20 protein-coding genes are annotated in these 26220 nt (G+C 30.9%); 18 read left to right on the top strand and 2 right to left on the bottom strand.

Translation table 11 applies throughout. From position 1 onward, the window contains the following. Positions 1-27: 27 nt before the first annotated feature. The 10 genes from B5464_RS06110 (at position 28) to B5464_RS06065 (ending at position 9573) form a co-directional block, all read left to right on the top strand. Complete coding sequence (locus B5464_RS06110; protein WP_079737638.1) at positions 28-696, top strand: bifunctional 4-hydroxy-2-oxoglutarate aldolase/2-dehydro-3-deoxy-phosphogluconate aldolase; 669 nt, start codon at positions 28-30, stop codon at positions 694-696. Between the two features lie 62 nt (positions 697-758). After that, positions 759-1601 carry a DMT family transporter gene (locus B5464_RS06105; protein ID WP_231963660.1) on the top strand — a complete coding sequence of 281 codons (843 nt, stop codon included), beginning with the start codon at positions 759-761 and terminating at the stop codon, positions 1599-1601. 268 nt (positions 1602-1869) lie between these two features. Continuing rightward, positions 1870-2697, top strand: coding sequence for an SDR family oxidoreductase (locus B5464_RS06100; protein WP_079737637.1), 828 nt, complete (start codon positions 1870-1872; stop codon positions 2695-2697). A 31-nt stretch (positions 2698-2728) separates the two neighbouring features. Further along, positions 2729-3916 (top strand): mannonate dehydratase, encoded by a 1188-nt coding sequence (uxuA, locus tag B5464_RS06095; protein ID WP_079737636.1) that lies wholly within the window; start codon positions 2729-2731, stop codon positions 3914-3916. A 29-nt stretch (positions 3917-3945) separates the two neighbouring features. After that, positions 3946-4788 carry a 5-dehydro-4-deoxy-D-glucuronate isomerase gene (kduI, locus tag B5464_RS06090; RefSeq protein ID WP_079737635.1) on the top strand — a complete coding sequence of 281 codons (843 nt, stop codon included), beginning with the start codon at positions 3946-3948 and terminating at the stop codon, positions 4786-4788. A 4-nt stretch (positions 4789-4792) separates the two neighbouring features. Then, entirely contained in the window at positions 4793-5587 is a 795-nt protein-coding gene (locus B5464_RS06085; RefSeq protein ID WP_077810507.1) for a gluconate 5-dehydrogenase, read from the top strand. 48 nt (positions 5588-5635) lie between these two features. Beyond that, the gene (locus tag B5464_RS06080; protein WP_079737634.1) at positions 5636-6805 is read left to right on the top strand and encodes a DUF4861 family protein; all 1170 of its coding nucleotides are present in this window, start codon (positions 5636-5638) and stop codon (positions 6803-6805) included. Positions 6806-6814: 9 nt separating this feature from the next. Next, positions 6815-7801 (top strand): TRAP transporter substrate-binding protein, encoded by a 987-nt coding sequence (locus B5464_RS06075; protein WP_079737633.1) that lies wholly within the window; start codon positions 6815-6817, stop codon positions 7799-7801. After that, the gene (locus tag B5464_RS06070) at positions 7801-8271 is read left to right on the top strand and encodes a TRAP transporter small permease (RefSeq protein ID WP_079737632.1); all 471 of its coding nucleotides are present in this window, start codon (positions 7801-7803) and stop codon (positions 8269-8271) included. The genes B5464_RS06075 and B5464_RS06070 overlap by 1 nt, the downstream gene beginning before the upstream one ends. A gap of 3 nt (positions 8272-8274) precedes the next feature. Continuing rightward, entirely contained in the window at positions 8275-9573 is a 1299-nt protein-coding gene (locus tag B5464_RS06065; protein ID WP_079737631.1) for a TRAP transporter large permease, read from the top strand. 81 nt (positions 9574-9654) lie between these two features. Here B5464_RS06065 and B5464_RS06060 read toward each other — a convergent pair whose 3' ends face one another. Beyond that, positions 9655-10626, bottom strand: a complete 972-nt coding sequence (locus B5464_RS06060; protein ID WP_079738984.1) for a Gfo/Idh/MocA family protein — start codon at positions 10624-10626, stop codon at positions 9655-9657. Position 10627: 1 nt separating this feature from the next. Continuing rightward, a complete protein-coding gene (uxaC, locus tag B5464_RS06055) occupies positions 10628-12031 on the bottom strand; it encodes a glucuronate isomerase (protein WP_079737630.1) in 1404 nt (467 codons plus the stop codon). Positions 12032-12252: 221 nt separating this feature from the next. Here uxaC and B5464_RS06050 point away from each other — a divergent pair, with 221 nt between their 5' ends. The 8 genes from B5464_RS06050 to B5464_RS06015 all read left to right on the top strand — a co-directional run bounded on the left by B5464_RS06050 (position 12253) and on the right by B5464_RS06015 (position 26215). Beyond that, a complete protein-coding gene (locus tag B5464_RS06050) occupies positions 12253-15408 on the top strand; it encodes a SusC/RagA family TonB-linked outer membrane protein (protein WP_079737629.1) in 3156 nt (1051 codons plus the stop codon). 13 nt (positions 15409-15421) lie between these two features. Beyond that, positions 15422-16993 (top strand): RagB/SusD family nutrient uptake outer membrane protein, encoded by a 1572-nt coding sequence (locus B5464_RS06045; RefSeq protein WP_079737628.1) that lies wholly within the window; start codon positions 15422-15424, stop codon positions 16991-16993. Positions 16994-17013: 20 nt separating this feature from the next. Beyond that, positions 17014-17808: a hypothetical protein gene (locus B5464_RS06040; RefSeq protein ID WP_079737627.1), complete on the top strand. Its 795-nt coding sequence runs from the start codon at positions 17014-17016 to the stop codon at positions 17806-17808. A gap of 51 nt (positions 17809-17859) precedes the next feature. After that, positions 17860-18891, top strand: a complete 1032-nt coding sequence (locus B5464_RS06035) for a fasciclin domain-containing protein (RefSeq protein ID WP_079737626.1) — start codon at positions 17860-17862, stop codon at positions 18889-18891. Between the two features lie 250 nt (positions 18892-19141). Continuing rightward, positions 19142-22660, top strand: a complete 3519-nt coding sequence (locus B5464_RS06030) for a sulfatase-like hydrolase/transferase (RefSeq protein ID WP_079737625.1) — start codon at positions 19142-19144, stop codon at positions 22658-22660. 296 nt (positions 22661-22956) lie between these two features. Then, on the top strand, positions 22957-25218 hold the full coding sequence (locus B5464_RS06025) for a T9SS type A sorting domain-containing protein (protein WP_172830864.1): 2262 nt from the start codon (positions 22957-22959) through the stop codon (positions 25216-25218). A 33-nt stretch (positions 25219-25251) separates the two neighbouring features. Then, positions 25252-25431, top strand: a complete 180-nt coding sequence (locus tag B5464_RS06020; protein ID WP_077810495.1) for a hypothetical protein — start codon at positions 25252-25254, stop codon at positions 25429-25431. Positions 25432-25588: 157 nt separating this feature from the next. After that, positions 25589-26215, top strand: coding sequence for a hypothetical protein (locus tag B5464_RS06015; RefSeq protein WP_154066943.1), 627 nt, complete (start codon positions 25589-25591; stop codon positions 26213-26215). Positions 26216-26220: the final 5 nt, after the last annotated feature.

Here is a 26220-nt window from a genome sequence, read left to right as displayed (position 1 = left end):
CAATTTTAATTAAAAAAAAGAAATAAAATGGCACAATATACAAGATTGGAAGTGGCACAAGTAATGAAAGATACAGGTATGGTTCCTTTATTTTTTCATAATGACATAGAAGTAAGTAAAAAAGTTTTAAAAGCTTGTTATAATGGTGGTGCTCGATTAATGGAGTTTACTGCTAGAGGAGATTTTGCACATGAAGTTTTTGGTGAACTTACAAAATACGCAATAAAAGAATTACCAGGAATGATTATGGGAGTAGGTTCTGTTACCGATGGTGCAGCAGCTTCTTTATACATGTCTTTGGGTGCAAACTTTATTGTAACACCGGTTTTAAGAGAAGACATTGCAATTGCTTGTAATAGAAAGAAAGTATTATGGTCTCCTGGTTGTGGTACATTATCAGAAATTGCTAAAGCAGAAGAATTAGGTTGCGAAATAGTAAAATTATTTCCAGGTGATATCTACGGACCTCAATTTGTTAAAGGTATTAAAGGACCACAACCTTGGACGAGTATTATGCCAACAGGTGGAGTGTCTCCAACAAAAGAAAATTTAGAAGGATGGTTTAATGCAGGTGTAACTTGTGTTGGTATGGGTTCTAAATTAATGGCAAAAGATGCAGATGGGAATTTTGATTATGAAAAAATAGAAAGTAAAACAAAAGGTGCTTTAGATATTATTAAAGAACTTAGAAAATAATAGTATTTTTAATCTTTTAAATATAAACCCTTCAATATTTAAAATTGAAGGGTTCTTTTTTTATGAAAAATAACTCAGCAATTTCTTATATGATATTTAGTGTTATTGCATTTGCAATAATGAATGCTATTATAAAATATCTTACAATATTTAATGTATATCAGGTAGTTTTTTTTAGATCAATAGGTACTTTGTGTTTTACAATACCTTTAATTTTAAAACAGAAAACATCATTTTTAGGAAATAATAAAAAATTGTTATTCTTAAGAGCTTTTTTTGGTGTTATTTCGATTACTTGTTTTTTTCAATCATTAAATTATTTAGCCGTTGGTACTGCCGTTTCTTTAAGATATACATCGCCAATTTTTGCTGCAATTTTTGCTGCAATATTTTTAAAAGAAAAAGTAAAAAAAATACAATGGTTACTATTTTTTATTGCGTTTTTAGGGGTATTAATTATAAAAGGATTTGGTGTAGATGTAAATACAATTGGGTTATTATTAATCATAACATCAGCTATATTTTTAGGTTTAATTTTTGTAATAATTCGTAAAATAGGTAATTCAGAAAATCCTTTAGTAATTATAAATTATTTTATGATTTTGGCCTTTGTTTTTGGAGGTATTATGTCTGTTGATAATTGGATTATGCCAAATAATTTACAGTGGCTTTTATTACTTAGTTCGGGTGTTTTTGGTTATATCGGACAACTGTATATGACCAAAGCTTTTCAGTCTAACGAAACAAACCTTGTAGCGCCTTTAAAATACTTAGAGGTAATAGCAATGATAGTTATTGGTAGTATATGGTTTGATGAAGTTTACAATTTATGGTCTTTGCTAGGAGTCTTTTTAATATTAGTAGGCCTCATTTATAATATTTATCTAAAGAGAAAAATTTCATAAAAAAAACCTCAACTTTTAAAGTTGAGGTTTTTTTTTGCTTAAAATTTAATGACTAAGTTATCTTAAAAAAAAGAATAAAAACTTTTTATTTTTAGTTTATGGTTTTGGTTTATAGTTTTTTATTTAGTTGGTTTTCTTATAGAAATTTCTTCTAAAAATAATTAAAATAAGATAAAAGAACCAATACAAGATAGTACAGGATATACTAATTATCTTACTTAATTAACTTTACTTAATTAAAATAATTCATTAAAAGATTTACTTATAAATGAGCAAAATAATTGTATTAACCGGAGCAGGAGGTGTTCTTTGTAGCACAATGGCAAAAGCACTTGCAAAGCAAGGAAATAAAATAGCTGTATTAGATTTAAGAGAGGAAGCAGCAAATAAAGTTGCTAAAGAAATTGAAGATGCTGGTGGCGAGGCAATAGGTGTTTCAGCTAACGTGTTAGAAAAAGATTCTTTACAAAAAGCTAAAGAAGTAATAAACAACACTTTTGGTAAAGTAGATATTTTAGTAAATGGGGCAGGAGGTAACCATCCTTTAGGAACAACATCTAACCCGTTTTTTGCAATGGAAGATTTAGAAAATACAGTTGAAGGTTTTAAATCTTTTTTTGATTTAGATCCAAAAGGTATTGAATTTACATTCAATTTAAATTTCTTAGGAACATTAATACCTACTCAGGTTTTTGCTGTAGATATGGTTGGTAGAACAGGTTGTTCTGTATTAAATATTTCTTCGATGAATGCGTATACACCTTTAACAAAAATACCAGCATATAGTGGTGCAAAGGCGGCTATTTCTAATTTTACACAATGGTTGGCGGTACATTTTTCTAAAGTAGGTGTTCGTGTAAATGCTTTGGCTCCGGGGTTTTTCTTAACAGATCAAAATCGTGCTTTATTAACAAATGAAGATGGTAGCTTAACCAAAAGAGGGCAGCAAATTATAGATCAAACTCCTATGGAACGTTATGGTAAGCCAGAAGATTTAATTAGCACAACTTTATATTTATGTGACGATGCTTCTTCTTTTGTTACCGGAATTGTAATTCCTATTGATGGAGGTTTTTCTGCATATAGTGGAGTTTAATAAACTATAATTTAACTTTTATAAATAAGAAATGATTCAAAATTTAGAACAAACTTGGCGATGGTATGGGCCCAACGATCCGGTTTCTTTATCAGACATAAAACAATCAGGAGCAACAGGGATTGTTTCTGCACTGCATCATATTCCGAATGGAGAAGTTTGGACAGTTGATGAAATTATTAAAAGAAAACAAGCAATAGAAAATGTTGGTTTGACTTGGTCTGTGGTAGAATCTGTACCAATTCATGAAAATATAAAAACGAAATCAGGAGACTATCAATTATATATCGATAATTATAAGCAAACGCTCTTAAATTTAGGTAAGTGTGGTATAGACATTGTTTGTTATAACTTTATGCCAGTATTAGACTGGACGCGTACCAATTTAGATTATGAAGTATCTGATCAATCTACAGCATTACGTTTTGAAGCTGCTGCTTTTGCTGCTTTCGAATTGTATTTATTAAAAAGACCAGGTGCAGAAAATGAATATTCTGATGCTCAAAAGCAAAAAGCGGCTGAGTTTATCAAGAATTCATCAGAAGAAGAACAAACAAAACTAATCAGAAATATTATTGCTGGTTTACCAGGTGCTGAAGAAGGATATTCTTTAGAAGAGTTCAATCAAATTTTAGCAACCTATAAAAATATTGGTCCAAAAGAATTGAAAGCGAATTTATTCTCGTTTTTATCAGAAATTATTCCAGCAGCAGAACAAGCAGGCGTGTTAATGTGTATTCACCCAGATGATCCACCATTTCCAATTTTAGGTTTACCAAGAGTCGTTTCAACAGAACAAGATATCGAAGATATATACAAGGCCGTACAATCACCAAATAACGGATTGACATTTTGTACAGGTTCTTTTGGTGTTAGAGATGATAATGATTTAGCAGGTATGGTTGAGCGTCTAGGAGATCGAATTCACTTTATTCATTTACGCGCAACAAAACGAGATGCAGAAGGTAATTTTCATGAAGCAGATCATTTAGAAGGAGATGTAGATATGTATGCTGTTATGAAAGCGTTGATTTTAGAGCAACAAAAAAGAATTGCAGCAGGAAGACAAGACTTAAGAATGCCTTTTAGACCAGATCATGGTCATAAAATGCTTGATGATTTAAAAAAGAAAACCAATCCTGGGTATTCAGGTATCGGTCGTTTACGAGGTTTAGCTGAATTAAGAGGCTTAGAACTAGGTATTAGACGTTCGTTATAAAATTATAAGTACAATTAAAAAAAAATAAAATGGCAACAACTTTCGAAACAAGATATGCTTCGAGTCCGCAAGCAGTAAAAAAATACGATACACAAGAATTAAGAGACGAGTTTTTAGTACCAGATTTAATTCAACCAGGTAAGGTTAAATGGGTTTACACTCATTACGATCGTTATATGGCAGGTGGTGCGGTACCTACAGATTCAAATTTAAAGTTAAAAACTATCGATCCATTAAAATCAGAGTTTTTTTTAGAGCGTAGAGAAATAGGTATAATTAATGTAGGTGGAGACGGAATTATTTATGTAGATGGCGAAACATATAAACTTAGCCATAAAGATGCATTATATATTGGTTCTAAAGTAAGAGACGTAGTTTTTAAAAGTGTAGACGCTAAAAACCCTGCTAAATTTTACATGAACTCAGCACCAGCACACACATCTTTCCCTACTGTACAGGTTACTAAAAAGGATGCCAATAAAATCGAATTAGGTAGTTTAGAAACAGCAAATCACAGAACAGTAAATCAAATGATTATTGGGGGAATTGTAAAAACGTGTCAACTTCAAATGGGAATGACAGAATTAAAAAAAGGTTCTGTTTGGAATACAATGCCCGCTCATGTTCACGATAGAAGAATGGAAATCTATTATTACATGGATATAATGGAAGAGCAAGCGGTTTGTCATTTTATGGGAGAACCTCAAGAAACACGTCATATTTGGATGCAAAATCACGAAGCAGTAATTTCTCCGCCTTGGTCTATTCACTCAGGTTCTGGTACTTCTAATTATACTTTTATTTGGGGTATGGCAGGAGAAAATCTTGATTACAATGATATGGATGTTGCAAAAATTACAGATTTAAGATAATAATATGTCTCAAACATTATTTGATATAACAGGAAAAGTAGCTTTGGTTACAGGATCTACTCATGGATTGGGAATGTCTATGGCTATGGGATTGGGTAAAGCAGGAGCTACAATTGTTGTAAACGGAAATTCATCACAAGAAAAAATAGACAAGGCAGTTGCATTGTACAAAGCAGAAGGTATAAACGCTGTTGGTTATAAATTTAATGTTGCTGATGAAGCTCAAGTGATAGAAAGCATCAACAAAATTGAAGCTGAAGTTGGTAGCATCGATATTTTGGTAAACAACGCAGGAATCATTAAAAGAACACCTCTTGCAGAAATGGAAGTTGAAGATTTTAAGCAAGTTATAGATATTGATTTAGTTAGTCCTTTTATTGTTTCTAAACACGTTATCAAAGGAATGATGAAGCGTAAAGCAGGAAAAATTATCAACATTTGTTCTATGATGAGCGAATTAGGTAGAAATACTGTTGGAGCTTATGCTGCTGCAAAAGGTGGTTTGGTAATGCTAACCAAGAACATGGCTACAGAATGGGCTCGTTTTGGTGTTCAAGTAAACGGAATTGGACCTGGATATTTTGCAACTTCTCAAACAGCACCTATTCGTGTTGACGGTCATCCTTTTAACGACTTTATTGTAAACAGAACACCTGCAAAAAAATGGGGAGATCCTAATGATTTAGCAGGAGCAGCAGTGTTCTTGTCTTCAAAAGCAAGTGACTTTGTAAATGGTCATATTTTGTATGTTGATGGCGGAATTTTAGCAACGATAGGTAAACCATCAAACGAAGAATAACTTTACTCCACAAGGTTTTAATGCCTTGTGGATATTTTAATATATAGTATGAAACGAATAATTATCTGCTGTCTTCTAGCGAGCATTTTTAGCAATTGTGAAAAAAAAACAGAACTAATTTCTACAATCGAAATAAAAAACACTTTAAATATTGATAGAGAATTTGAAACTGTAGAAATTGATATTTCTGAAATTACACAAGAAAAAGTTGCCGATTTGATTGTTTTAGATGAAGAAAACACACAATTAACATCGCAAATAGTAGACACAGATTTAGATGGTATAAATGATGTGATTTTGTTTCAACCATCAATTAAAGCAAATGCTACAAAAACATATACGTTATCAATTTCTGATAAAAAACAAGACTCAGTAATTAATTACTGCTATTCACGTTTTGTACCAGAGAGAACAGATGATTATACCTGGGAAAATAATAGAGTTGCTTTTAGAACTTTTGGGCCAGTTGCACAAAAAATGGTAGAAGATGGTGTAAAAGGAGGTACATTGTCTAGCGGAATTGATGCTTGGTTAAAACGTGTAGAATATCCTATTATTAATACTTGGTATAAAAGGAATGATGTTAAAAAAGGTGCATATCATAAAGATCACGGAGAAGGTTTAGATAATTTTCATGTGGGTGTAAGCAGAGGTATTGGCGGTACTGCTGTAAAGGTAGATACTTCTTACTATTTTTCTAAAAACTTTACTTCATATAAAACAATTACAACTGGTCCTTTAAGAACAAGTTTTGTGTTAACCTATGCAACTTGGAGTGCTAACGGAAAACAAATTGATGAAACCAAACACATTTCTTTAGATTATGGTCAAAACTTAACACGTTTTGAAATTGATGTGAAAGGAACTGAAACTATTTCTTCTGGAATAACATTACATAATAAAAAAGGAGTTACAAACCAAAATGATGCAAACTTTTGGGTTAGCCATTGGGAAGCTTTAGATGATTCTGAAGTAGGAACAGGAATTGTAACGACAAAAACTTATTTCTCAGATTCAGAGAAATATGTTACTTCAAAAAAAGACGAAAGCAATCATTTTCTACATTTAAATGTTGTTGATGGAAAAGTAATTTTTTACAGTGGTTTTGGATGGAAAAAAAGCAAACAATTTTCTTCGAAAGAAGATTGGGAAAACTATTTGACTGATTATTCAAAAAAAATAAACACTCCGCTACTAGTAACTACTAATTCATTTTAAACATTCATAATGAGGAAACAACACTTCTTTCAATTCATATTTTTTTTGACTTTAACGATACTTTTTTTAGGTTGTAAATCAGAAAAATCTTCAAAAACATTAAGATTAGGACATACTTTAGATGTGCAACACCCTGTGCATAAAGCTATGGTAATTTTCGGAGAAGAATTAGATAAACTATCTAAAGGGAAAATTAAGGTAAACATCTATCCTAGTGGACAATTAGGAGGAGAAAGAGAATGTTTAGAACTGTTGCAAATAGGTAGTTTAGATATTACTAAAGTATCTGCAGCTGTTCTAGAAAACTTTATTCCAGAATATAAAGTATTTAGTATTCCTTATATGTTTAGAGATAAAGCACATACGTTTAGTGTTTTTGATAGCGAAATTGGTGAAAATTTATTGCTTAAAGGAGAAAGATTTAGATTACGTGGTTTAACATTTTATGATGCTGGTAGTAGAAGCTTCTATATGAAAGAAGCACCAGTAAAAATGCCTAAAGATTTAAAAGGTAAAAAAATTAGAGTCCAAAAAAGTAATATGGCAGTTGCTATGATAAATGATTTAGGGGGTTCGCCAACACCTATTTCATGGGGAGAATTATACACAGCATTACAACAGGGAGTTGTAGATGGTGCTGAAAATAATCCACCTAGTTTTTATACTTCTAAACATTACGAGGTTTGTAAGTTTTATTCTTTAGATGAGCATACATCTGTACCAGATGTGTTATTAATTGGTACAGATACTTGGAAACGCTTAAGCAATCAAGAAAAAGAGTGGGTTAGTAAGGCAATTAAGGTTAGCACTATAGCTCAAAGAAAATTATGGGCAGCATCAGAAAAAGAATCTTTAGCTGCTGTAAAAGCTGCTGGCGTGCAGATTTTTTACCCAGAAAAAAAGCCTTTCGAAGAGCAAACTAAGGGGATTTTGAGCTTATTTGATGAAAATAAAGAAATGAAAACATTAATAAGTTCTATAAAAAATAAACAATAATGAGAGCAAAAATAGATAGCGTTTTAGAAAAGGTAGTTCTTTTTATATTATTACTAATGTTAGTTAGTGTTGTTTGGCAAGTCTTTTCTAGATTCGTTTTAAGAGCACCCAGCACAATTACAGACGAAATATCAAGTTTTTCATTAATTTGGTTAGGTTTATTAGGTGCTGCTTATGCTGCAGGCAAAAACCTTCACTTAGCAATCGATTTAATATCAGAAGACTTAGTAAAAAGAAAACAAGGTTTTTTTAACGGAGTTGTTTTTATATCTATAGCTCTTTTTGCTTTTACAGTGATGATAATTGGTGGCATTAGGCTTGTACAGTTAAGTTTTCAATTTGGTCAAACTTCTGCCACTTTAGAAATCCCTCTTGGAATAATTTACATGATAGTACCTATTTCTGGTATGTTAATATGTTACTATAGTATTGATACACTTTTAAATTTACGAAAATTAAACAAAGCATAAATTATGAATTTAGTTGAAGTCCTTATTTTAGTTGTTAGCTTTTTAATTTTTTTATCTTTAAGAGTTCCTATCGCTTTTGCTATTGGTTTAGCAGCTTTGTTTACATTATTAAGTGCTATGCCTTTTTTACCATCTGTAACAACATTAGCGCAAAGAATGGCAACTTCATTAGATAGTTTTACATTATCTGCAATTCCGTTTTTTATACTAGCAGGTCAAATTATGAATAGAGGAGGTATTGCGGTGCGACTCATAAATTTTGCAAAAGCAATTGTTGGTCCACTTCCGGGTGGTTTGGCATTTGTAAACATTATTTCTTGTATGTTGTTTGGTGCAATATCTGGTTCTGCTGTTGCAGCAGCTTCTGCTATTGGTGGTTTTATGAATCCAATGATGGAAAAAGATGGTTACGATAAATCTTTTAGTGCCGCGGTTAATATTACAAGTGCCACAACAGGATTAATTATTCCACCAAGTAACGTACTTATTGTTTATTCTTTAGCAAGTGGAGGTGTGTCTATAGCTGCTTTATTTATTGCAGGTTATATACCGGGCTTATTAATCGGTTTAGCTTTAATGATTGTTGCCTTAATATATTCTATTATAAAAAAATATCCTACAGATAAATTAGTAGGTTTTAAAGAGTTTTTTAAAAGATTTGTAGACGCTTTTCCTAGTTTAATGCTATTAGTTGTTGTTATTGGTGGTATAGTTGCCGGAATTTTTACAGCAACAGAAGCATCTGCTATTGCTGTAATCTATACATTAGTTTTAGGTTTTGTTTATAAAGAAATTACATTTAAAGATGTTTCCCCAATCTTATTAGAAACAGTAAAAACATCTGCAATTGTTTTACTGTTAGTTTCAACTTCTATTGCCATGTCTTGGGTAATGAGTTATGAAAATATACCACAAGAAATTAGTAATTCATTATTATCAATAAGTGATAATCCAATTGTTATATTAATTATTATTAATTTGATTTTACTATTTGTTGGAATATTTATGGATATGACACCTGCAGTTTTAATTTTTACTCCAATTTTTTTACCAATAGTAACAGGTTTAGGTATGGATCCTATTCACTTCGGAATTATAATGATTATGAATTTATGTATCGGATTATGTACTCCGCCTGTAGGTTCTGTGCTCTTTGTAGGCTGTAGTGTTGCCGATTTAAAAATACAACAAGTAATACGACCATTATTACCTTTATTTTTAGTAATGATTGGCGTATTGTTGTTAATTACCTATTTTCCAGATTTGACACTTTGGTTGCCAAGAGCTTTTGATTTGATATAATATTATTAGTTTCCCAAAAAATATATCTTGTCAATTAAAGTTTAGATAGATTTACAACTTATAAGAAAGGATATTATTAGTTTATTCTTGAGTAGTAAATCTATCTAAGATTTTCATAACATCAACACCATCTTTTACAGTACAAGGGTTTTTCGCTTTTCCTAAAAAGTATTTTACCGTTTCTTCTATTAAAGGTTGTTGCACATGTACGGGGTTTTCAAAAGAAAAAACTTCTTTTTTATTGGTAGTATCTAAAATCACTTTTTTACCGTAAAAAGAGAAAGTGATAGAACCATTTTCACCATAAATTATACATTGATCTTTTACATCATTTTCTGATGCAATAAAATTCCAAATTCCTCTAAATTGTACACCGTTTTCAAAGTTTATAATTCCGTTTACAATATCTGCAACTTTATTGTTTTTTGTTGCGGTAGCAAAACCTTGTACATTTTTAATTTTTCCGAAGTAATGAAGCATTAAATCGATTTGATGCGGTGCAATATCATGAAAATACCCACCTCCAGAAGTTTCTGGTTTTAGGCGCCAGTTATCTTCTGTTTTTGCAATTATGTTGTTTGTTGTAGATTGTAAAATAGTAATATCAGTAAAATGTATTTTACCAATACTGTTTGTGTTTAAAAGTTCTTTAACTTTTTGAAAAGCTGGCAGGTTTCTTCTATAGTGTGCAATTACTATTTTATTATTATCAGTAATTATCTTTTCCAATTCTATGGCTTCATCAGCATTCATAGTCATTGGTTTTTCTAGGTAAACAAATTTACCAGCATTTAAACATTGTTTTGCAATTTCTAGATGACTAGAAGGAGGTGTAGCAATGTAAAGTGCATTGATATCAGGATGATTAATAATATCGTCTATAGAATCATAAAAAAAAGGTACATTATGTCTTTTGGCGAAATCTTTAGATTTAGCTTTATTTCTTCTCATTACTGCAACCAATTCAGAATTTGCTACCTTTTGAAAAGCAGGACCACTTTTTATTTCTGCAACATCACCACAGCCAATAATTCCCCATTTAATAGTATCCATTTTATTTAAAATTAAAATAGTTTTTTGCATTATGATAACAAATATCACTTATAATTTTACCAAGAAATTCTTCATCTGCAGGTAACTCACCATTTTCAACATCAGTACCAATGATATTGCATAAAATTCTTCTAAAGTATTCGTGTCTTGGAAAAGATAGAAAGCTTCTAGAGTCTGTTAACATACCTACAAAACAAGACAATAATCCTAAATTAGATAATGCATTAATTTGTTTTTCCATACCATCTTTTTGATCTAAAAACCACCAAGCAGCACCGTATTGCATTTTACCCTTTATGGTACCATCATTAAAATTTCCAACCATGGTTGCAAAAACTTCACTATCTGCTGGATTTAAATTATATACAATTGTTTTTGCTAATTGGTTTGTACTATCTAATTTATTTAAGACACCACTTAAAGCGCGAGCTTGCGAAAAATCTCCAATAGAATCAAAGCCAGTATCTGGCCCAAGTTGATCAAGTAATCTTTTATTATTATTTCTGATTGCACCTAGGTGAAATTGTTGTGTCCAACCAACTTTATGATACATTTTGCATAACTCAATAACTGTTTTAAATTTAAAGAAGGCAATTTCATTATCTGTCAGAGATTCATTGTTTTTTACTTTTCCAAACAAGGAATGTACATCATAAATTTCTTTTTCAAAAAAGTTCAACTGCTCAAAACCATGATCAGATAATCTACCTCCATTATCATTAAAAAAGTTAATCCTACTTTCTAAAGCCTTTAATAAATCATCATAATTATTTATGTCAACTTTCGATAATTTTTCAAGTTTAGATAAATACTGATTATAGGTTTTGGTATTTTCAACTGCAAGAGAATTATCTGGTCTAAAAGTAGGAAATGTCTGAACTTTTGAAGCATCTTTTTGAATTGCAATATGATATTCTAAAGAATCTGCAGGATCATCTGTTGTACATAAACTTTCTACATTTTGCATTTTTAGCAAACCGTTTGCAGAGTGAGATTTTTGTTGTAAAATTTTAGAAGTTTTTTCATAAATTTCCTCAGCGTTTTCAGGACACAGAATTTCATCAATATCAAAATATGCTTTCAATTCTAAAGCTGTCCAATGAAAAAGTGGGTTTTTGATAGTGTAAGGAACAACTTCTGCCCATTTTAAGAACTTTTCTTTGTCTGTAGCATTACCCGTAATATATTTTTCATCTATACCAAAAGCTCGCATTGCACGCCATTTATAATGATCGCCATATAGCCAAACTTGTGTAATATTTTCGAATTGTTTATCATTTGCAATTTGATCTGGAGGCAAGTGATTGTGATAATCTATAATCGGGTTTTTCTTAGCGAAATTGTGATATAATTTTTCTGCAAAATCGTTTTTAAGTAAAAAGTTCTTGGTTAGAAAAGTGTTCATAGTTATTTTTATTTATCTGTAATCTTTGAAGTGTACAAAGGTAATGTCAAAAAATCTTTTAGCTAACTATCAATAGAAATTAATATTGAATATAAATAAGTTAAAATAATATATATTTCAGTATAGTACAGGATACTGATTTAGTCCATAGTTTGTAAAATTGTGTTAATTAACATTATGGTATAGTTATTATTTACAATTTATTAAAACTAATTTTAAACATGAAACAAACTTTTAAAAAGCGAAATCCATCATTGAGGATAATTCTGGTATTATTTCTCTTGTTTTCGGGTTTTACAACTTTAAACCTAGAAGCCCAAGAAAGAATTACGGGTTCAGTGTCAGATAATAGTGGAAATATTTTACCAGGTGTAAATATTTTACAAAAAGGAACAAGAAATGGTGCAAGTACAGATTTTGATGGTAATTATTCTATTACGCTTCAAAAAGGACAAAAAACACTAGTTTTTTCTTATTTAGGTTATAAACAAAAAGAGGTTTCTGTTGGAAATAATACTACGATTAATGTGGTTTTAGAAGACTCATCAGAATCTTTAGAAGAAATTGTTGTAATTGGTTTTAGAGAAGTAAAAAGAGATAAAATATTAGGAGGAGTTTCTACTGTAAAAGCAGAATCTATTCAGCAAGCAGCACCGGTAGATCCTTTGCAAGGTATTCAAGGTAAGATGTCTGGTGTTCAAATTGTTTCTAACAATGGTCCTGGTGAAGGTTTTGATATTAGAATTAGAGGTGTCTCTACTTTTACTGCGGGTAACACAGGGCCGTTATATGTTGTAGATGGTCAGCAAACTTTTAATATTGATAATATAGATCCAAATGATATAGAATCTTTAGAGGTTTTAAAAGATGGTGCAACTACAGCAATTTATGGTGCGCAAGGTGCAAATGGTGTGGTAATTGTAAAAACAAAAACAGGTAAATCTGGTAAAATACAATTAAGTATTACAAATGTTACAGGGGTAAATAAGCTTATTGGAAATTTACCAGCGCCTAATGCAGCTCAAAGAATAGAGCAGGAAAGAAGAATGAACTTAGGTGGTAGTTTTATTGGTGCAGGTAGAGATTCTTTAAGTTTAGTTGGTAGAAATTCTCCAGACATACAAAAGCTAGTTACAAGACCTGCCTTAAGAAACCAGGTAAACGTTGCGTTAAGTGGTGGTTCTGATAAGGTAAAGTTTTATTGGAATACAGGGTTCTTTAATGAATCTGGTATCATAATAAATAGTGGTCATAAAAGAGTAAATACTCGTTTAAAATTAGATTTAACACCAAATGAAAAATTTAAAACAGGTACTTTAATTAATTTATCTTATGAATTTACAAATAGTACTACTTCTGGTCCTGTTTTAGGTCACCTTTTGAATAGAGTAGCATATTTACCGTTGTTTGAACCAGATGGAAGTTTTACTCCAGGTTCTCCTCGTAAATTTAGTTTAAATCCTATACAAAATGCTGTTTTAAGAAAAAATGACAGAAAAAGATACAGAGCGAATTTATATACTTATGCTCAATATAAAGTATTACCTTCTTTGTCTATAAGATCAACTGTTGGTGCTGATTTCTTTTACGATAAAAGAGAAGGTTTTGTTCCTTCTATTTTAGATCCTAGAAACTTTGCAGATGGTAACCCTACAGGTAGCGAAAGACATCAATTAACAACAAGAATACAACAAGATAATACCTTAAATTTTAACCAGCAATGGGGTGATCATGATTTAGGTGTTTTTGCAGGTATGCAAATACAAAAAATAGTTTCTGATAATTTAAAAATTGATTCTAGATTTTCTAATGATTTAATAGAAACGTTTAATAACGCAGATCCAGAGTTTCTTTTAGTTGATACAGCTGGAGGAGATGCAACTCAAAAAGAATCTACAGGCTTATTTTCTTTATACGCAGGTTTTGATTATGATTATAAAAACAAGTATTTATTAGGGGCAACAATCCGTAGAGATGGTTCTTCAAAATTTGGAGCAAATAATAAGTATGGTATTTTTCCATCTGTTACAGCAGGATGGAGAGTTAGTAAAGAAAATTTCTTAAGAGGAAATTCTGTAATTAAAAATTTATTAGTTAAAGCAAGTTATGGTATTGTAGGTAATGATAGAATACCAAATTATAACTTTACTAGTTCTCTTGTGCCAGGTTCAGATTATAATGGAGAAACAGGTTTTGCACCTAGTAGATTAGGTAATGCAGACTTAAGATGGGAAGAAACAGAATCTACAAACCTGCAGTTAGACATGAGTATGTTTAAAGGTAGAAGATTAAACTTTTCTTTAGCATTTTGGAGAAAAGTAACAGATGGTTTGTTGGTAAATACAGAAATACCAGAAGAATCTGGATTTAATAACATTAGAGAAAATAGAGGTGTTGTTAGAAATCAAGGTATAGATTTTGAAATTAGTGGAACTATACTTAAAACAAAAGATTTCTCTTGGAGATCTGGGTTTAACATTGGTTTATTAGAAAATACAGTTCAAGAGCTTGATGTTCCAATTCGTACAGGTCGTTTTATAACAGAAGAAGGATCTCCAATAGGAAATATTTGGGGTTATAAAAATCATGGAGTTTTTCAATATGATGAGTCGAATGCATTTACTCCATCAGGAGATAGATTATTTCCAAACTTTGATTCTAACGGATTTTTCTTAGGAACTTATAATATGGCTAACGGTGAGCAATATCCTTTAGATGGTGAGATAAAACAATTAGTTCACGGTTCTACTAGAAATATTTTGAAGGGTGGAGATTATATTTGGGATGATGCTAATGGAGATTTTGTAATTAATAGTGATGATGAGCAAGTTTTAGGTAATGGTTTACCAACAACTTACGGAGGATTTAGCCACGATTTAACTTATAAAAATTGGACTTTAGGTACTTTATTTGATTATAGTTATGGTAACGAAATCTACAGAAGATATGACCATGATAGAAATAGTTTAAGAGCAACAGTATTAACAGTATCTCCTGATAGATTAGATAACGCTTGGCAAAATCAAGGTGATATTGCTCAATATCCAATATTACAAGCAGGTAGAGCTAGAAACCAAAATAGATTTGATTTTACAAATAGTACAGCGAATAGTACATACGTTTCAGACGGAAGTTTTATTAGATGGAGGTATGTACGTTTAGGATATAAATTTCCTAAAGATGTATTAAAACAGATAGATATAGGTATTACTGGTTTAAGTTTCAATTTTGCGGTAAACAATCTTTTAACTTGGACTAACTATGAAGGTTATAACCCAGAGTTTGGTAGTAGAGGGAACCCTTTAACACCAAGTGAAGATGCCTTAAGATATCCTAATGATAGAGAGTTTTTACTTACTTTAAAAGCACAATTTTAATCAAATAAAAGTTATGAATATAAATAATATATCAAATAAAATAAAACAAGCACTAATGCTTTGTGCTACTATAGGATTACTTTATTCTTGTGACGATTTCGTTCAAGAACTTCCTGTAAGTGAAATATCTCCTGATGGATTTTATTCTAATAACGCAGAATTAGAATCAGGTATAATAGGTGCCTATGATGGTTTACAAGTTGCATATAGTCAATTTTACCTTAATGTTGGTGAATTTAGATCAGACAATTTTCAACCAAATGGAAACAATACTTCTAGAAATTCTTTACATAATAGTACAATAGATCCAGGAGAAGGTTTGTTAAGATGGGCTAATCTTTATACTGTAATAGATAGAGTAAATAGAGTTATTAATGCAGGACCTAATATTGATGGTGTAGATAAAGATTTATTAGGTGAAGCTTATGCAATGAGAGCTAAAATATATTTTGATTTGGCAAGAGTTTGGGGAGATGTACCTGTATTTTTACAATCAATTACGGCGATCAGCGAAACGCAAAAACCACAAACTTCTTATGAAGATGTTATGAATACTGTTGTAATTCCTGATATGAAAAAGGCAGAAGAATTAATAACAACACCTTCAAGAGAATTTAGATTTTCTCAAGCCAGTGTATTTGCATTACAAGCAGAAGTTTATATGTGGATTAAAGAAGAAGGTTTGGCAAAAGATGCAATAGAAAATTTAATAGCTTTAGGATCTCATAGTTTGGTACAAACACCAGAGGCTTGGCAAGATTTATTTATAAATCAACCAAGTACAGCAGAGTTTCCTCAAGGACCTGGAAAAGTTCAAGCAGGTCCAGAATTAATATTTTCTGTTCATTATGCTTTAGAAGAAACAACTTCTGGTGTTGCAAGAGCATACATGGCAGGTGCAGCAATTAGTGTAATGTCTGAAGAAGCAGAGACTAAATGGGCAGAAAGATTTCCAATAGACTCTCTTGGTTGGGCAGATAAGTATACAGCTACAAACAGAAGATTGCCAGTATTTACAAGAGAGATAGAATTAGATGACGGTTCTACAATTATCGAACCGATTTATGGAGATTGGAGACAGTTTGCAACTAGATTTGGTGGAGATTTTGAAGATGGTTTAGGAAGTGATGAGTTTGGTGAAGCAAGATGTGCTAAATGGGTAAAAAATAGATCTCACTTAAACCCTAATGACGATGATACTAACTTACCAGTATATCGTTATGCTGATATGATTTTATTATTAGCAGAAGCAGAATTAAAATTGCAAAATGCGCCTAAGTGTTTAGAGTTAATAAATCAAGTTAGAACAGCAAGACAATTGCCTTTAGCTACGGATGAAGAATTTGGAGACAATTTTGATGCACAATTAGACTTTTTATTAGTAGAAAGACAATTAGAGTTGTTTGGTGAAGGTAAAAGATGGTGGGATTTAGTAAGAAATGACAGAGCTATCGATGTTATGAACCCAATACTAGAAGAAAGAGAAGTAACTCCTCTTACTAGCGATAGAATAATATGGCCAATTTTTATTGATCATTTAAGAGAAAATCCTTTGTTAAACCAAAATCCGGGGTGGTTAAATTAATTTTAAAAATTTAAGACAATATGAAAACATATTTAAAAATTATAGGAGTTGCTTTAATAGCAGTTATATTTAACTCATGTACTTTAGAATTACAAGAACCTTTCGATTTTCAACCAGAAAATACGTTTGCAGACCCTTTTCAAAATATGACAGCTTGGGAGCATATTCAAACAAGAACTTCTGGAGGTTTAGTTGATGATCAAGGTAGAAAACGATTAGATGGTGAAGAATTAGATTACATGATTGCAGCAATAAAGCGTGTAGGTTATGAAGATTTATATAATCAAACATCAACAGAAAGAACTTATCTTTTATTAAACAATAATGCTTTTACAGGTGGTAATAGAGATAGAGATATATTAAGAGTTATTACAGGAAGAACACAAAGTCCTGCTGCTAGAGTAGATGCAGACGAAGTAATGGCTGCTATTACATCAGAAGAACAACTTAATATGTTAAAAGCAGTATTAAAATATCATATAGTTACAGAAAAAGTTGCGCAAGTACCTAAGCTTACAATTTTTGATAAAAACTTTGTTTTTAAAACGATATTACCTGCGTTAACATTAGATGTAAATGGTTTGCCAACAGGCTTGTCTAACAGTAGCACAGAAATAGTTTTTAGAAGAAATATAGAATGGAAAATGGAAGTAAATCCAATTTCATCTCCATTAATATCAACAGCAGTTGGTCCTGGGTTTAATGAAAAAGTAAGATCACATAACTATGTTTTTAATAATGGTATTGGTCACTATTTAAACGATCCTGTTAGATATCATCCGATTCCTTTTTACGAAAATTACAACGTAGATTAAAATAATTTAAAAGTATTTAATTAATTAATCTAGCTTAAAAAAATATAAAAAATGAAAAATAATAAAATCATAAAATTTCTTTTTACAGGTTTGCTAGCTTCTTTATTGCTTGTTTCTTGTAACTTGCCTGAAGACGATGCTGTTTACATACCGTTTGAGCCAGAGTTGGTAGAAAATCCAGAGACAATTACACAGTTTATAATCTTTAGAGATGATTTAAGCATTTTAGAATCTGCAATGCGAATTATGGAAGAAGAAGGTGATGTTAAATTGTTATCAGAATTAAATATTCCTGGTGGTACAACAGTTTTTGCACCAACAAATGATGCTTTTCAACAATTCTTTACTAAAAACGGAATTGATGAAATCGAAGATTTACCTTATGAAGATCTAGAAAGTGTAGTTTTAAATCATATTGTTACTGGTAAATTTTTATCTAGTAGCTTATCTTCTGGATATGTTTCAACTAGAGCTTTTAGAGAAGATACAGACCAAAATTTAAGTATGTATGTAGAGGTTTCTAATGGTGTTGTTTTAAACGGAGAATCTAAAGTTACTACTGCAGATGTAGAAGCAAATAATGGTGTATTACATATTGTAGATACTGTAATTGGTCTTCCTAGTAACGTAACTTTAATAGAACAAAATCCAGATTTCTCTAGTTTTTTAGAAGCATTAAATAGAGCTGATACTTTTGTAAATGAAGAAGGAAACTCGCCAGAATTAGAAAATTTATTAAGAAACTTAGACAGAAAACTAACTTTATTTATACCTAACAATGCTGCTTTTTCAAGCTTATTATCAGAATTAGGTGTAGCTTCTATACAAGAAATAGAGCCAGAAACTTTAGTTGCTGTATTAGCTATGCATATTGTAAATGGTAAATTTATAAATTCAGAAGATTTAGAGTTAGAAACAGTAGAAACTTTAAGAGGAAATACTATTGATATCAATCCTGATAATTTAACATTAACAGACTCTAGAGGTAGAGTTGCTAATTTTGATGTAGATTTTATAGACATACAATCTGCTGGAGGTGTTATACATGCTATCGATAAAGTATTGTTAAATCCAGAAATGTAAATTTATATTTAAAATAAAATTCAATAAAACCCTCTATTTTATAGAGGGTTTTTTTATGTTCGTTTTAGAATGAAATGATCATTTATATCTAAAAAATAGTACTAAATTAATTTTTATATTGAAAGTAGGTAATTAGTATTATACTTGATTTTTTTCAGGACAGGGCAGGATGCAATTTAAAAGTACTAGATATATTTTTATCCATAAACAATATTCAGAAATTAATAAGATTTAATTAAGATAAGACCATATGTTAAAGCGCAGTTTTTTATTACTTTTTTTAAGTTTCTATAGCTTAATAAACGCACAAAGCAATTCTAATTCAGAAAAACCTAATATTATTTTTATATTAACTGATGATCAACGTTTTGATGCAATTGGTTATGCTGGTAATAAATTTGTTGAAACTCCAGAAATGGACGATTTAGCAAAATCTGGTACTTATTTTAACTCGGCTATTGTTACTACACCAATTTGTGCAGCAAGTAGAACAAGTATTTTAACTGGTTTACATGAAAGAGCGCATAATTTTAATTTTCAAACAGGTAATGTAAGAGATGAGTATATGGATAACTCTTATCCAAGATTACTTAAAGATAGCGGTTATTATACGGGTTTTTATGGTAAATACGGTACAAGGTATAATCATTTAGACAAACAATTTGATGAATATGAATCTTACGACAGAAATAATCGTTTTAAAGATAGAAGAGGTTATTATTATAAAACTATAGATAATGATACTGTTCACCTAACTAGATATACAGGTCAAAAAGCAATAGATTTTATAGATAAAAATGCAAGTAACAAGAAACCGTTTTGTTTATCTATAAGTTTTAGTGCACCTCATGCGCACGATGGTGCGCCTAAGCAATATTTTTGGCAAGAACCATTAGATGCGATGTTAAGTGGTACAACGATACCAGAACCTGAATTAGCAGAAGATAAATATTTTTTAGCACAACCTAAGATTGTAAGAGATGGATTTAACAGATTACGTTGGACTTGGAGATATGATACGCCAGAAAAATATCAGCATAGTTTAAAAGGGTACTATAGAATGATTTCTGGTATCGATTTAGAAATAAAAAAAATACGTGCTAAACTTAAAGAAACAGGTCAAGATAAAAACACAGTCATTATTTTAATGGGTGATAACGGATACTTTTTAGGAGAACGTCAGTTTGCAGGAAAATGGTTAATGTATGACAATTCTATAAGAGTGCCATTAATTGTTTTTGATCCTAGAGAAAACAAGCATCAAGATATAGATGATATGGTTTTAAATATAGATGTTACTAAAACCATTGCAGATTTAGCAGGTATTAAAGCACCAAATACATGGCAAGGTAAAAGCCTTATGCCAATTGTTAGACAAGAAAAAAAATCAATAGAAAGAGATACAATTTTAATAGAACATATTTGGGATTTTGATAACATTCCGCCAAGTGAGGGTGTTCGTACTAAAAAATGGAAATACTTTAGATATGTTAATGATAAGACTATCGAAGAACTATATAATTTAGAAAAAGATCCACAAGAAATCAAAAACCTTGTAGGTAAACGAAAATACAGAAAAGTTTTAGCAAATTTAAGAGCTAAAACAGATGAATTAATCAAAAAGAACAGTAATCATTTTAGAGACGCTCCAACAGATTTAACTGTTGAGTTAATTAGAGAACCAGGAACTGATGTAGAAATTTTTGATTTAAAACCAGAATTTGGTTGGACAGTTCCTCTAGGTGCAAAATACCAAGGAGCATATCAAATTTTAGTGGCTTCTAGCAAAGAAATTATCGATGCTAATAACGGAGATGTTTGGGATAGTAAAAGAGTCGCATCATCAAAATCTACAGATGTAGAATATGAAGGGAAAGATTTAGAAATAGGAAAAACGTATTTCTGGAAAGTAAGAATTTGGGACGAAGCAAACAGACTGGTAGATTATGCAGCACCTCAGAAATTTACTACAGGTAAAAGCAGTAGCTATATTATATCTACAGAAAATAAATTTATTACTGCTAAAATAAAACCTAAAAAGTTTAAAAAATTAGGGAATTTATATGTTATGGATTTTGGAAAAGCAGCTTTTGCTACCCTTAATTTTAACTACAATGCAAAAACACCGCATACACTTACTGTAAGAGTTGGAGAAATGGTTAATGATAATGGAAGTGTAAATAGAACGCCTCCAAAAGTTAGTAATATTCGTTATCAAGAATTAAAGGTAGATGTAAAACCAGGAAAAACTCAATATCAGATTCAAGTACAAACGGATGAAAGAAATACAAGGCCTAATAAGGCAATACCTTTACCAAAAGGTTTTCCTCCTTTAGTTCCTTACAGATATGCAGAAATAGAAGGTTTTCGAGGAGAATTAAAAGCAGAAGATTTTACGCAATTAGCCTTTCATACCTATTGGGATGAAGATGCAAGTAGCTTTAAGAGTAATAATACTATTTTAGATCAAGTTTGGGATTTATGTAAATACTCAATCAAAGCAACAACATTTAATGGATTGTATGTAGATGGAGACAGAGAACGTATTCCTTATGAAGCAGATGCATACTTAAATCAGTTAAGTCATTACACAACAGATAGAGAATTTGCTATGGCAAGAAGAACTATCGAGTATTTTATGCAACATCCAACATGGCCAACAGAATGGCAGCAACATGTTCCGTTATTAATCTATGCAGATTATATGTATACCGGAAATACGGAGTTGGTAGAGCGTTATTATGATGCATTAAAACACAAATCTTTGTATGAATTATCTAATGAAGACGGTTTAATTACTTCGACTAAAGTTGATAAGGCATTTATGAAAAAGTTAGGTTTTCCTGAAGGATATAAAAAACCTTTAACAGATATTGTAGATTGGCCAGGTAAAAACTTTAACAGAAGTAAAACAAAAGGAGAGCGTGATGGATTTGTATTTAAACCTTACAGTACAGTAATTAACTCATTTTTCTATGAAAACATGAAGATTATGGCTGAATTTGCTAAAATCTTAGGAAAAACTCAAGAAGCTTTAGATTTTGAATACAGAGCAATTAAAGCAAAAAAAGCAGTAAACGAACAAATGTTTGATAAAAAACGAGGAATTTATGTTGATGGAATAGGCACAGATCACGCTTCTTTACATGCAAACATGATGCCTTTAGCATTTGGTTTAGTGCCAGAAGAACATTACGAGTCTGTAGTGAATTTTGTAAAATCTAGAGGAATGGCTTGTAGTGTTTACGGAGCTCAATTTCTAATGGATGGATTATACAATGCAGGAGAAGAAGATTATGCTTTAGACTTATTAACAGATACTTCATCTAGAAGTTGGTATAATATGATTAAAATTGGCTCTACAATTACTTTAGAAGCTTGGGATAATCAATATAAAAATAACTTAGATTGGAACCATGCTTGGGGTGCAGTACCTGCAAATGTAATTCCTAGAGGTTTATGGGGTATAAAACCAAAAACAGCTGGTTTTGGTGTTGCTACTATTAAACCTCAAATGAGTAATTTAAAAAAGAGCTCTATAGAAGTGCCTACCGTTAGAGGAACAATAAAAGCAAACTATACTTATAATGGTAAGAGGTTGCAAACCTACGAAATTGAAATTCCAGGTAATATGGTAGCAGAGTTTTCTTTAAATGGTTCAGAAGGAAAAGAATTTATTCATAACGGAAAAAGTGTTCCTTCTGCATTTAAAGTAGTAAGGTTAACACCAGGTAAACACACAATTCAATTAAAGATTAACTCGTTTTAAAAAATTAAAATATAAACTTTTAAAAAGCAACCTTAAAGTGTAAAAACTTAAAGGTTGCTTTTTTTATAAACGATAATTTTTCTTCCCAGAAACATTAATTACTAATACATTTGGTAACATACTTTCAATTAGAATATGTGATATTTTAACCTAAATATTTACAAAATTACCCCTAACACATAATAGTACAGGATACTACTATGTTTCTAAATTGTTAAAATTGTGTTAATTAACAATACTAATCTTACCTAATAATTCATTTCCCTCCAATGTTATTAGGTTTAATAAACACAATTATGAGAAAAATTTTACAAAAATTATTTTTTGCTGTACTTGTTATAAATTGTTCTGCACTTTATAGCCAAACTACATTACCAGGAACCATTGAGGTTGAGAATGGTGATCTTTCACAAAATAACAACCATTTTGAGCGAAATATTGTAGGGTCTGGAAATGGAGGAACAAATAATATAGTATTAGGATTTAGAAAAACCCGTACCGAAGAGGTTGATGGAGATGGTGAAAGTGGTGCTGGTGTAAACGGTACTATAATTAATAATGTAACTGTTACAGCAGATGGAAATTATGATTTTACGTTCACGTATTTTAAAAATTCAAACGACAATACAATAACAATAAATTCTACAGATGCCACTGGAGGTAACTCTACCACATTGGCTTCATTTACATTAATTAGAAACGATGCTTCTGGAAACAATACAGCTACAACTAGTAGTTATAGCACACAAACAGTTACAGGTGTTGCTTTAACTACAGGTATAAATTATATTACAATAACAAATGCTGCATCAGCAATTCTTAATTTAGATAATGTTATAGTATCTGCTTCATCTGCTGCTATTCCGCCAACAATGACATCTAATGGAACAGGAAATTGGAATGAAGCTTCGACATGGACCGTGTCTGGAACAGCTGCAACTACACCAAGTACAACACCAACCGCAGAGTATGACGTTGTAATAGGTGCGCATATAATAACAATACCATCTGGTATGGGAGCCGCAGAAGCAAAATCAATTACATGTGCAGCTGGTCAAGGTGGGCAATTAATTTTAAGACAAAATAATACTTTAACAGTTACTGATGATATTTCTTTTGATAAGTCTAATGATGGAATGATTTTGTACGCCCAAAACGGTAACTTTTCTACGGTAACTTTTGGTGGGTCTTATCTCTCTGGTAAGAAAACGACTATTATCAAAAGATTATCAGAAGATAAATGGACTTTAGTTTCATCAGGTTTAAATAATTCAAAACAATTTAAAACATTAGATGATAGTAGAAATTACACAGTTAAAGTAGGCACTAAACATGCTTTTGGTTCTTATGATGATTCTAGACCTGCATTTGATGCGGCGGCACCAGCAGGCACAACTGGTAAATACGTATACGTTAATGATGGTTATGGTACAGGACCTACTTGGGGTAGTGGAATAGGTTGGGCTACAAAATCAGATGAAGACCCAGCTAATACTTCAGATAGTAAGCACGATGTGGTTTTTCAAGGAGATTTACACTCTGCAGATGTTCCTGTTTCTCTAGCTAATGCAGGTTTCAATTTGGTAGGAAATCCTTACCCAACTTATTTATATGGAAACGATGATACCGTAGAAGCAACCAATAATGTATTAACTGTAAATGCTGATAAATTAACAGAACCTACCTTATGGTTTTGGGATTCTGATAATGAAACATGGATTACAAAGAATCAGTCTAGTGGCGCATATCATATTAGTCCTCTTCAAGGTTTCTTTGTTAAAACTAATGCAGCATCTACGTCTTTTAGTTTCACAGAGGCAATGCAGACACACACATCTAATAGTGATACATTTTTAAAATCTTCTAGCAGTAATTTTTCTATCGACTTATCTATAGAAAATGAAGGAAGAACTACAAGCACTTTAGTTAATTATTTAGAGAACACAACCACTTCTTTTGATAATGGTTTTGATAGCTCAACATTTGGTGGTTATTCTTCTACTTTAGAAGTTTATACACATCTTTTAGATGATAACACCAGTAAAAAATTAGCAATACAATCTTTACCTAATAATAATTTAGAGGATATGATTGTACCTGTAGGAATTTCTGCAGCAGTAAATTCAGAAATTTCTTTTACTGCAGAAACTTTAAATGTACCAACTGGTTACAAAGTGTTTTTAGAAGATAAATTAAAAAATACGTTTACTAGGTTAGATGAAGCGGATGCTAAATATACTGCTATAGTATCAGAAAAGACTACAGACGGACGTTTTTACATACATACTTCTGCTAAAAATGTTTTAAGTACAGAATCAGAATTATTAAAAAGCATTAGTTTATATAAATCTAGTAATACAACTTTAAAAATTGTTGGTTTATCTCAAGGAAAAACTAATTTAAAATTATACAATGTTTTAGGGAAACAAGTGCTAAGTCACTCTTTTAGTGCTAATGGTGTTAAAGAAATTTCTTTACCAAAATTGTCTAAAGGTGTTTATGTTGTTCAATTAGAAACTGAAACTGGAAAACTGAACAAGAAGATAGTTTTAGAATAATCGATTATTAATTAACGTCAAAAACAAAACACCATGAATAAAAACATAAAAAACACCCAAAATAAAGAGCAAGACATTACACGTAAAGAAGCTATAAAAAAAATAGGTAATTATGGTAAATATGCAGCATTAACTGCTTTAGGAACCTATATGATATTAAATCCTCAAAAATCTCAAGCTCAAAGTCCAGAAGCACCTGGAGTAGGATTTTAATGTTAAAACTAATTCAAATAAAAACACCAACTAATTTTAAGTTGGTGTTTTTTTTTTGGCCAAACACAACAGGATAAAGTTTTGTTTTACTATTTCTAAATTTACTTTTGATAAGTAGTAATAGATGAAAATAAATAAACTAATCACAATATTTTTATTGACAATTTTTACATTTTTAGGATGTAAAACCAATCAATTTTTAAGAAATAATATTAATACCAAAGACTATGTTTTTATCGAGGCAGAAAAAACAGTATCAGATTTACAAAAATGGCAATTGGTTAAAAAAGGTGACCAAAATTATATAGAGAGAGCTTCTGGAGATGCTTATTTAGAATTTATGGGAAATAAACCCATTACCGGGAAACCCAATTCTCCTTTAATTTATCAGTTTACTGCACCTACAACAGGAGATTTTCAATTAATGCTAATGTCTAGCAAAAGATTAGAAGGTGTAAAAAGTGATTGGTGTAATGATGCCTTTGTTCGACTTTCTGGAAATTTTGAATCCGGATCAAAACTATCAAAGAAAGCATTGCAAAAAAACATCAAAATTTTACAAGATGGTAATGATGAAACTTCAGAATTACAATGGCATTGGGCATCTACTGCAGAAAAAGACAGACATGTTTATAACAAGTTTATTTACAAACTTATAAAAGGAGAAAAATATACAATAACGCTTTCAGGAAGATCAAAACGATTTAGTGTCGATTATATACTTCTTTATAACACAGCAAAATTTAACAATCAAAAAGCTAAAGAACTTTTTAAAATTCAATAATAAAA

The organism is Polaribacter sp. KT 15, assembly GCF_900143115.1.
GTDB classification, from domain to species: Bacteria; Bacteroidota; Bacteroidia; order Flavobacteriales; family Flavobacteriaceae; genus Polaribacter; species Polaribacter marinaquae.
The sequence above is the reverse complement of the archived record's forward strand: the minus strand, read 5'-3'. Positions and strand labels throughout refer to the sequence as shown.

Excerpts from the sequence above, each read along its gene's own strand:
- B5464_RS06020 (WP_077810495.1), top strand. The coding sequence starts at position 25,252 with ATGAATAAAAACATAAAAAACACCCAAAATAAAGAGCAAGACATTACA.
- B5464_RS06030 (WP_079737625.1), top strand. The coding sequence starts at position 19,142 with ATGTTAAAGCGCAGTTTTTTATTACTTTTTTTAAGTTTCTATAGCTTA.
- kduI (WP_079737635.1), top strand. The coding sequence starts at position 3,946 with ATGGCAACAACTTTCGAAACAAGATATGCTTCGAGTCCGCAAGCAGTA.
- uxuA (WP_079737636.1), top strand. The coding sequence starts at position 2,729 with ATGATTCAAAATTTAGAACAAACTTGGCGATGGTATGGGCCCAACGAT.
- B5464_RS06110 (WP_079737638.1), top strand. The coding sequence starts at position 28 with ATGGCACAATATACAAGATTGGAAGTGGCACAAGTAATGAAAGATACA.
- B5464_RS06025 (WP_172830864.1), top strand. The coding sequence starts at position 22,957 with ATGAGAAAAATTTTACAAAAATTATTTTTTGCTGTACTTGTTATAAAT.
- B5464_RS06045 (WP_079737628.1), top strand. The coding sequence starts at position 15,422 with ATGAATATAAATAATATATCAAATAAAATAAAACAAGCACTAATGCTT.
- B5464_RS06075 (WP_079737633.1), top strand. The coding sequence starts at position 6,815 with ATGAGGAAACAACACTTCTTTCAATTCATATTTTTTTTGACTTTAACG.
- uxaC (WP_079737630.1), bottom strand. The coding sequence starts at position 12,031 with ATGAACACTTTTCTAACCAAGAACTTTTTACTTAAAAACGATTTTGCA.
- B5464_RS06070 (WP_079737632.1), top strand. The coding sequence starts at position 7,801 with ATGAGAGCAAAAATAGATAGCGTTTTAGAAAAGGTAGTTCTTTTTATA.
- B5464_RS06105 (WP_231963660.1), top strand. The coding sequence starts at position 759 with ATGAAAAATAACTCAGCAATTTCTTATATGATATTTAGTGTTATTGCA.
- B5464_RS06080 (WP_079737634.1), top strand. The coding sequence starts at position 5,636 with ATGAAACGAATAATTATCTGCTGTCTTCTAGCGAGCATTTTTAGCAAT.
- B5464_RS06100 (WP_079737637.1), top strand. The coding sequence starts at position 1,870 with ATGAGCAAAATAATTGTATTAACCGGAGCAGGAGGTGTTCTTTGTAGC.
- B5464_RS06060 (WP_079738984.1), bottom strand. The coding sequence starts at position 10,626 with ATGGATACTATTAAATGGGGAATTATTGGCTGTGGTGATGTTGCAGAA.
- B5464_RS06065 (WP_079737631.1), top strand. The coding sequence starts at position 8,275 with ATGAATTTAGTTGAAGTCCTTATTTTAGTTGTTAGCTTTTTAATTTTT.
- B5464_RS06035 (WP_079737626.1), top strand. The coding sequence starts at position 17,860 with ATGAAAAATAATAAAATCATAAAATTTCTTTTTACAGGTTTGCTAGCT.
- B5464_RS06050 (WP_079737629.1), top strand. The coding sequence starts at position 12,253 with ATGAAACAAACTTTTAAAAAGCGAAATCCATCATTGAGGATAATTCTG.
- B5464_RS06085 (WP_077810507.1), top strand. The coding sequence starts at position 4,793 with ATGTCTCAAACATTATTTGATATAACAGGAAAAGTAGCTTTGGTTACA.
- B5464_RS06040 (WP_079737627.1), top strand. The coding sequence starts at position 17,014 with ATGAAAACATATTTAAAAATTATAGGAGTTGCTTTAATAGCAGTTATA.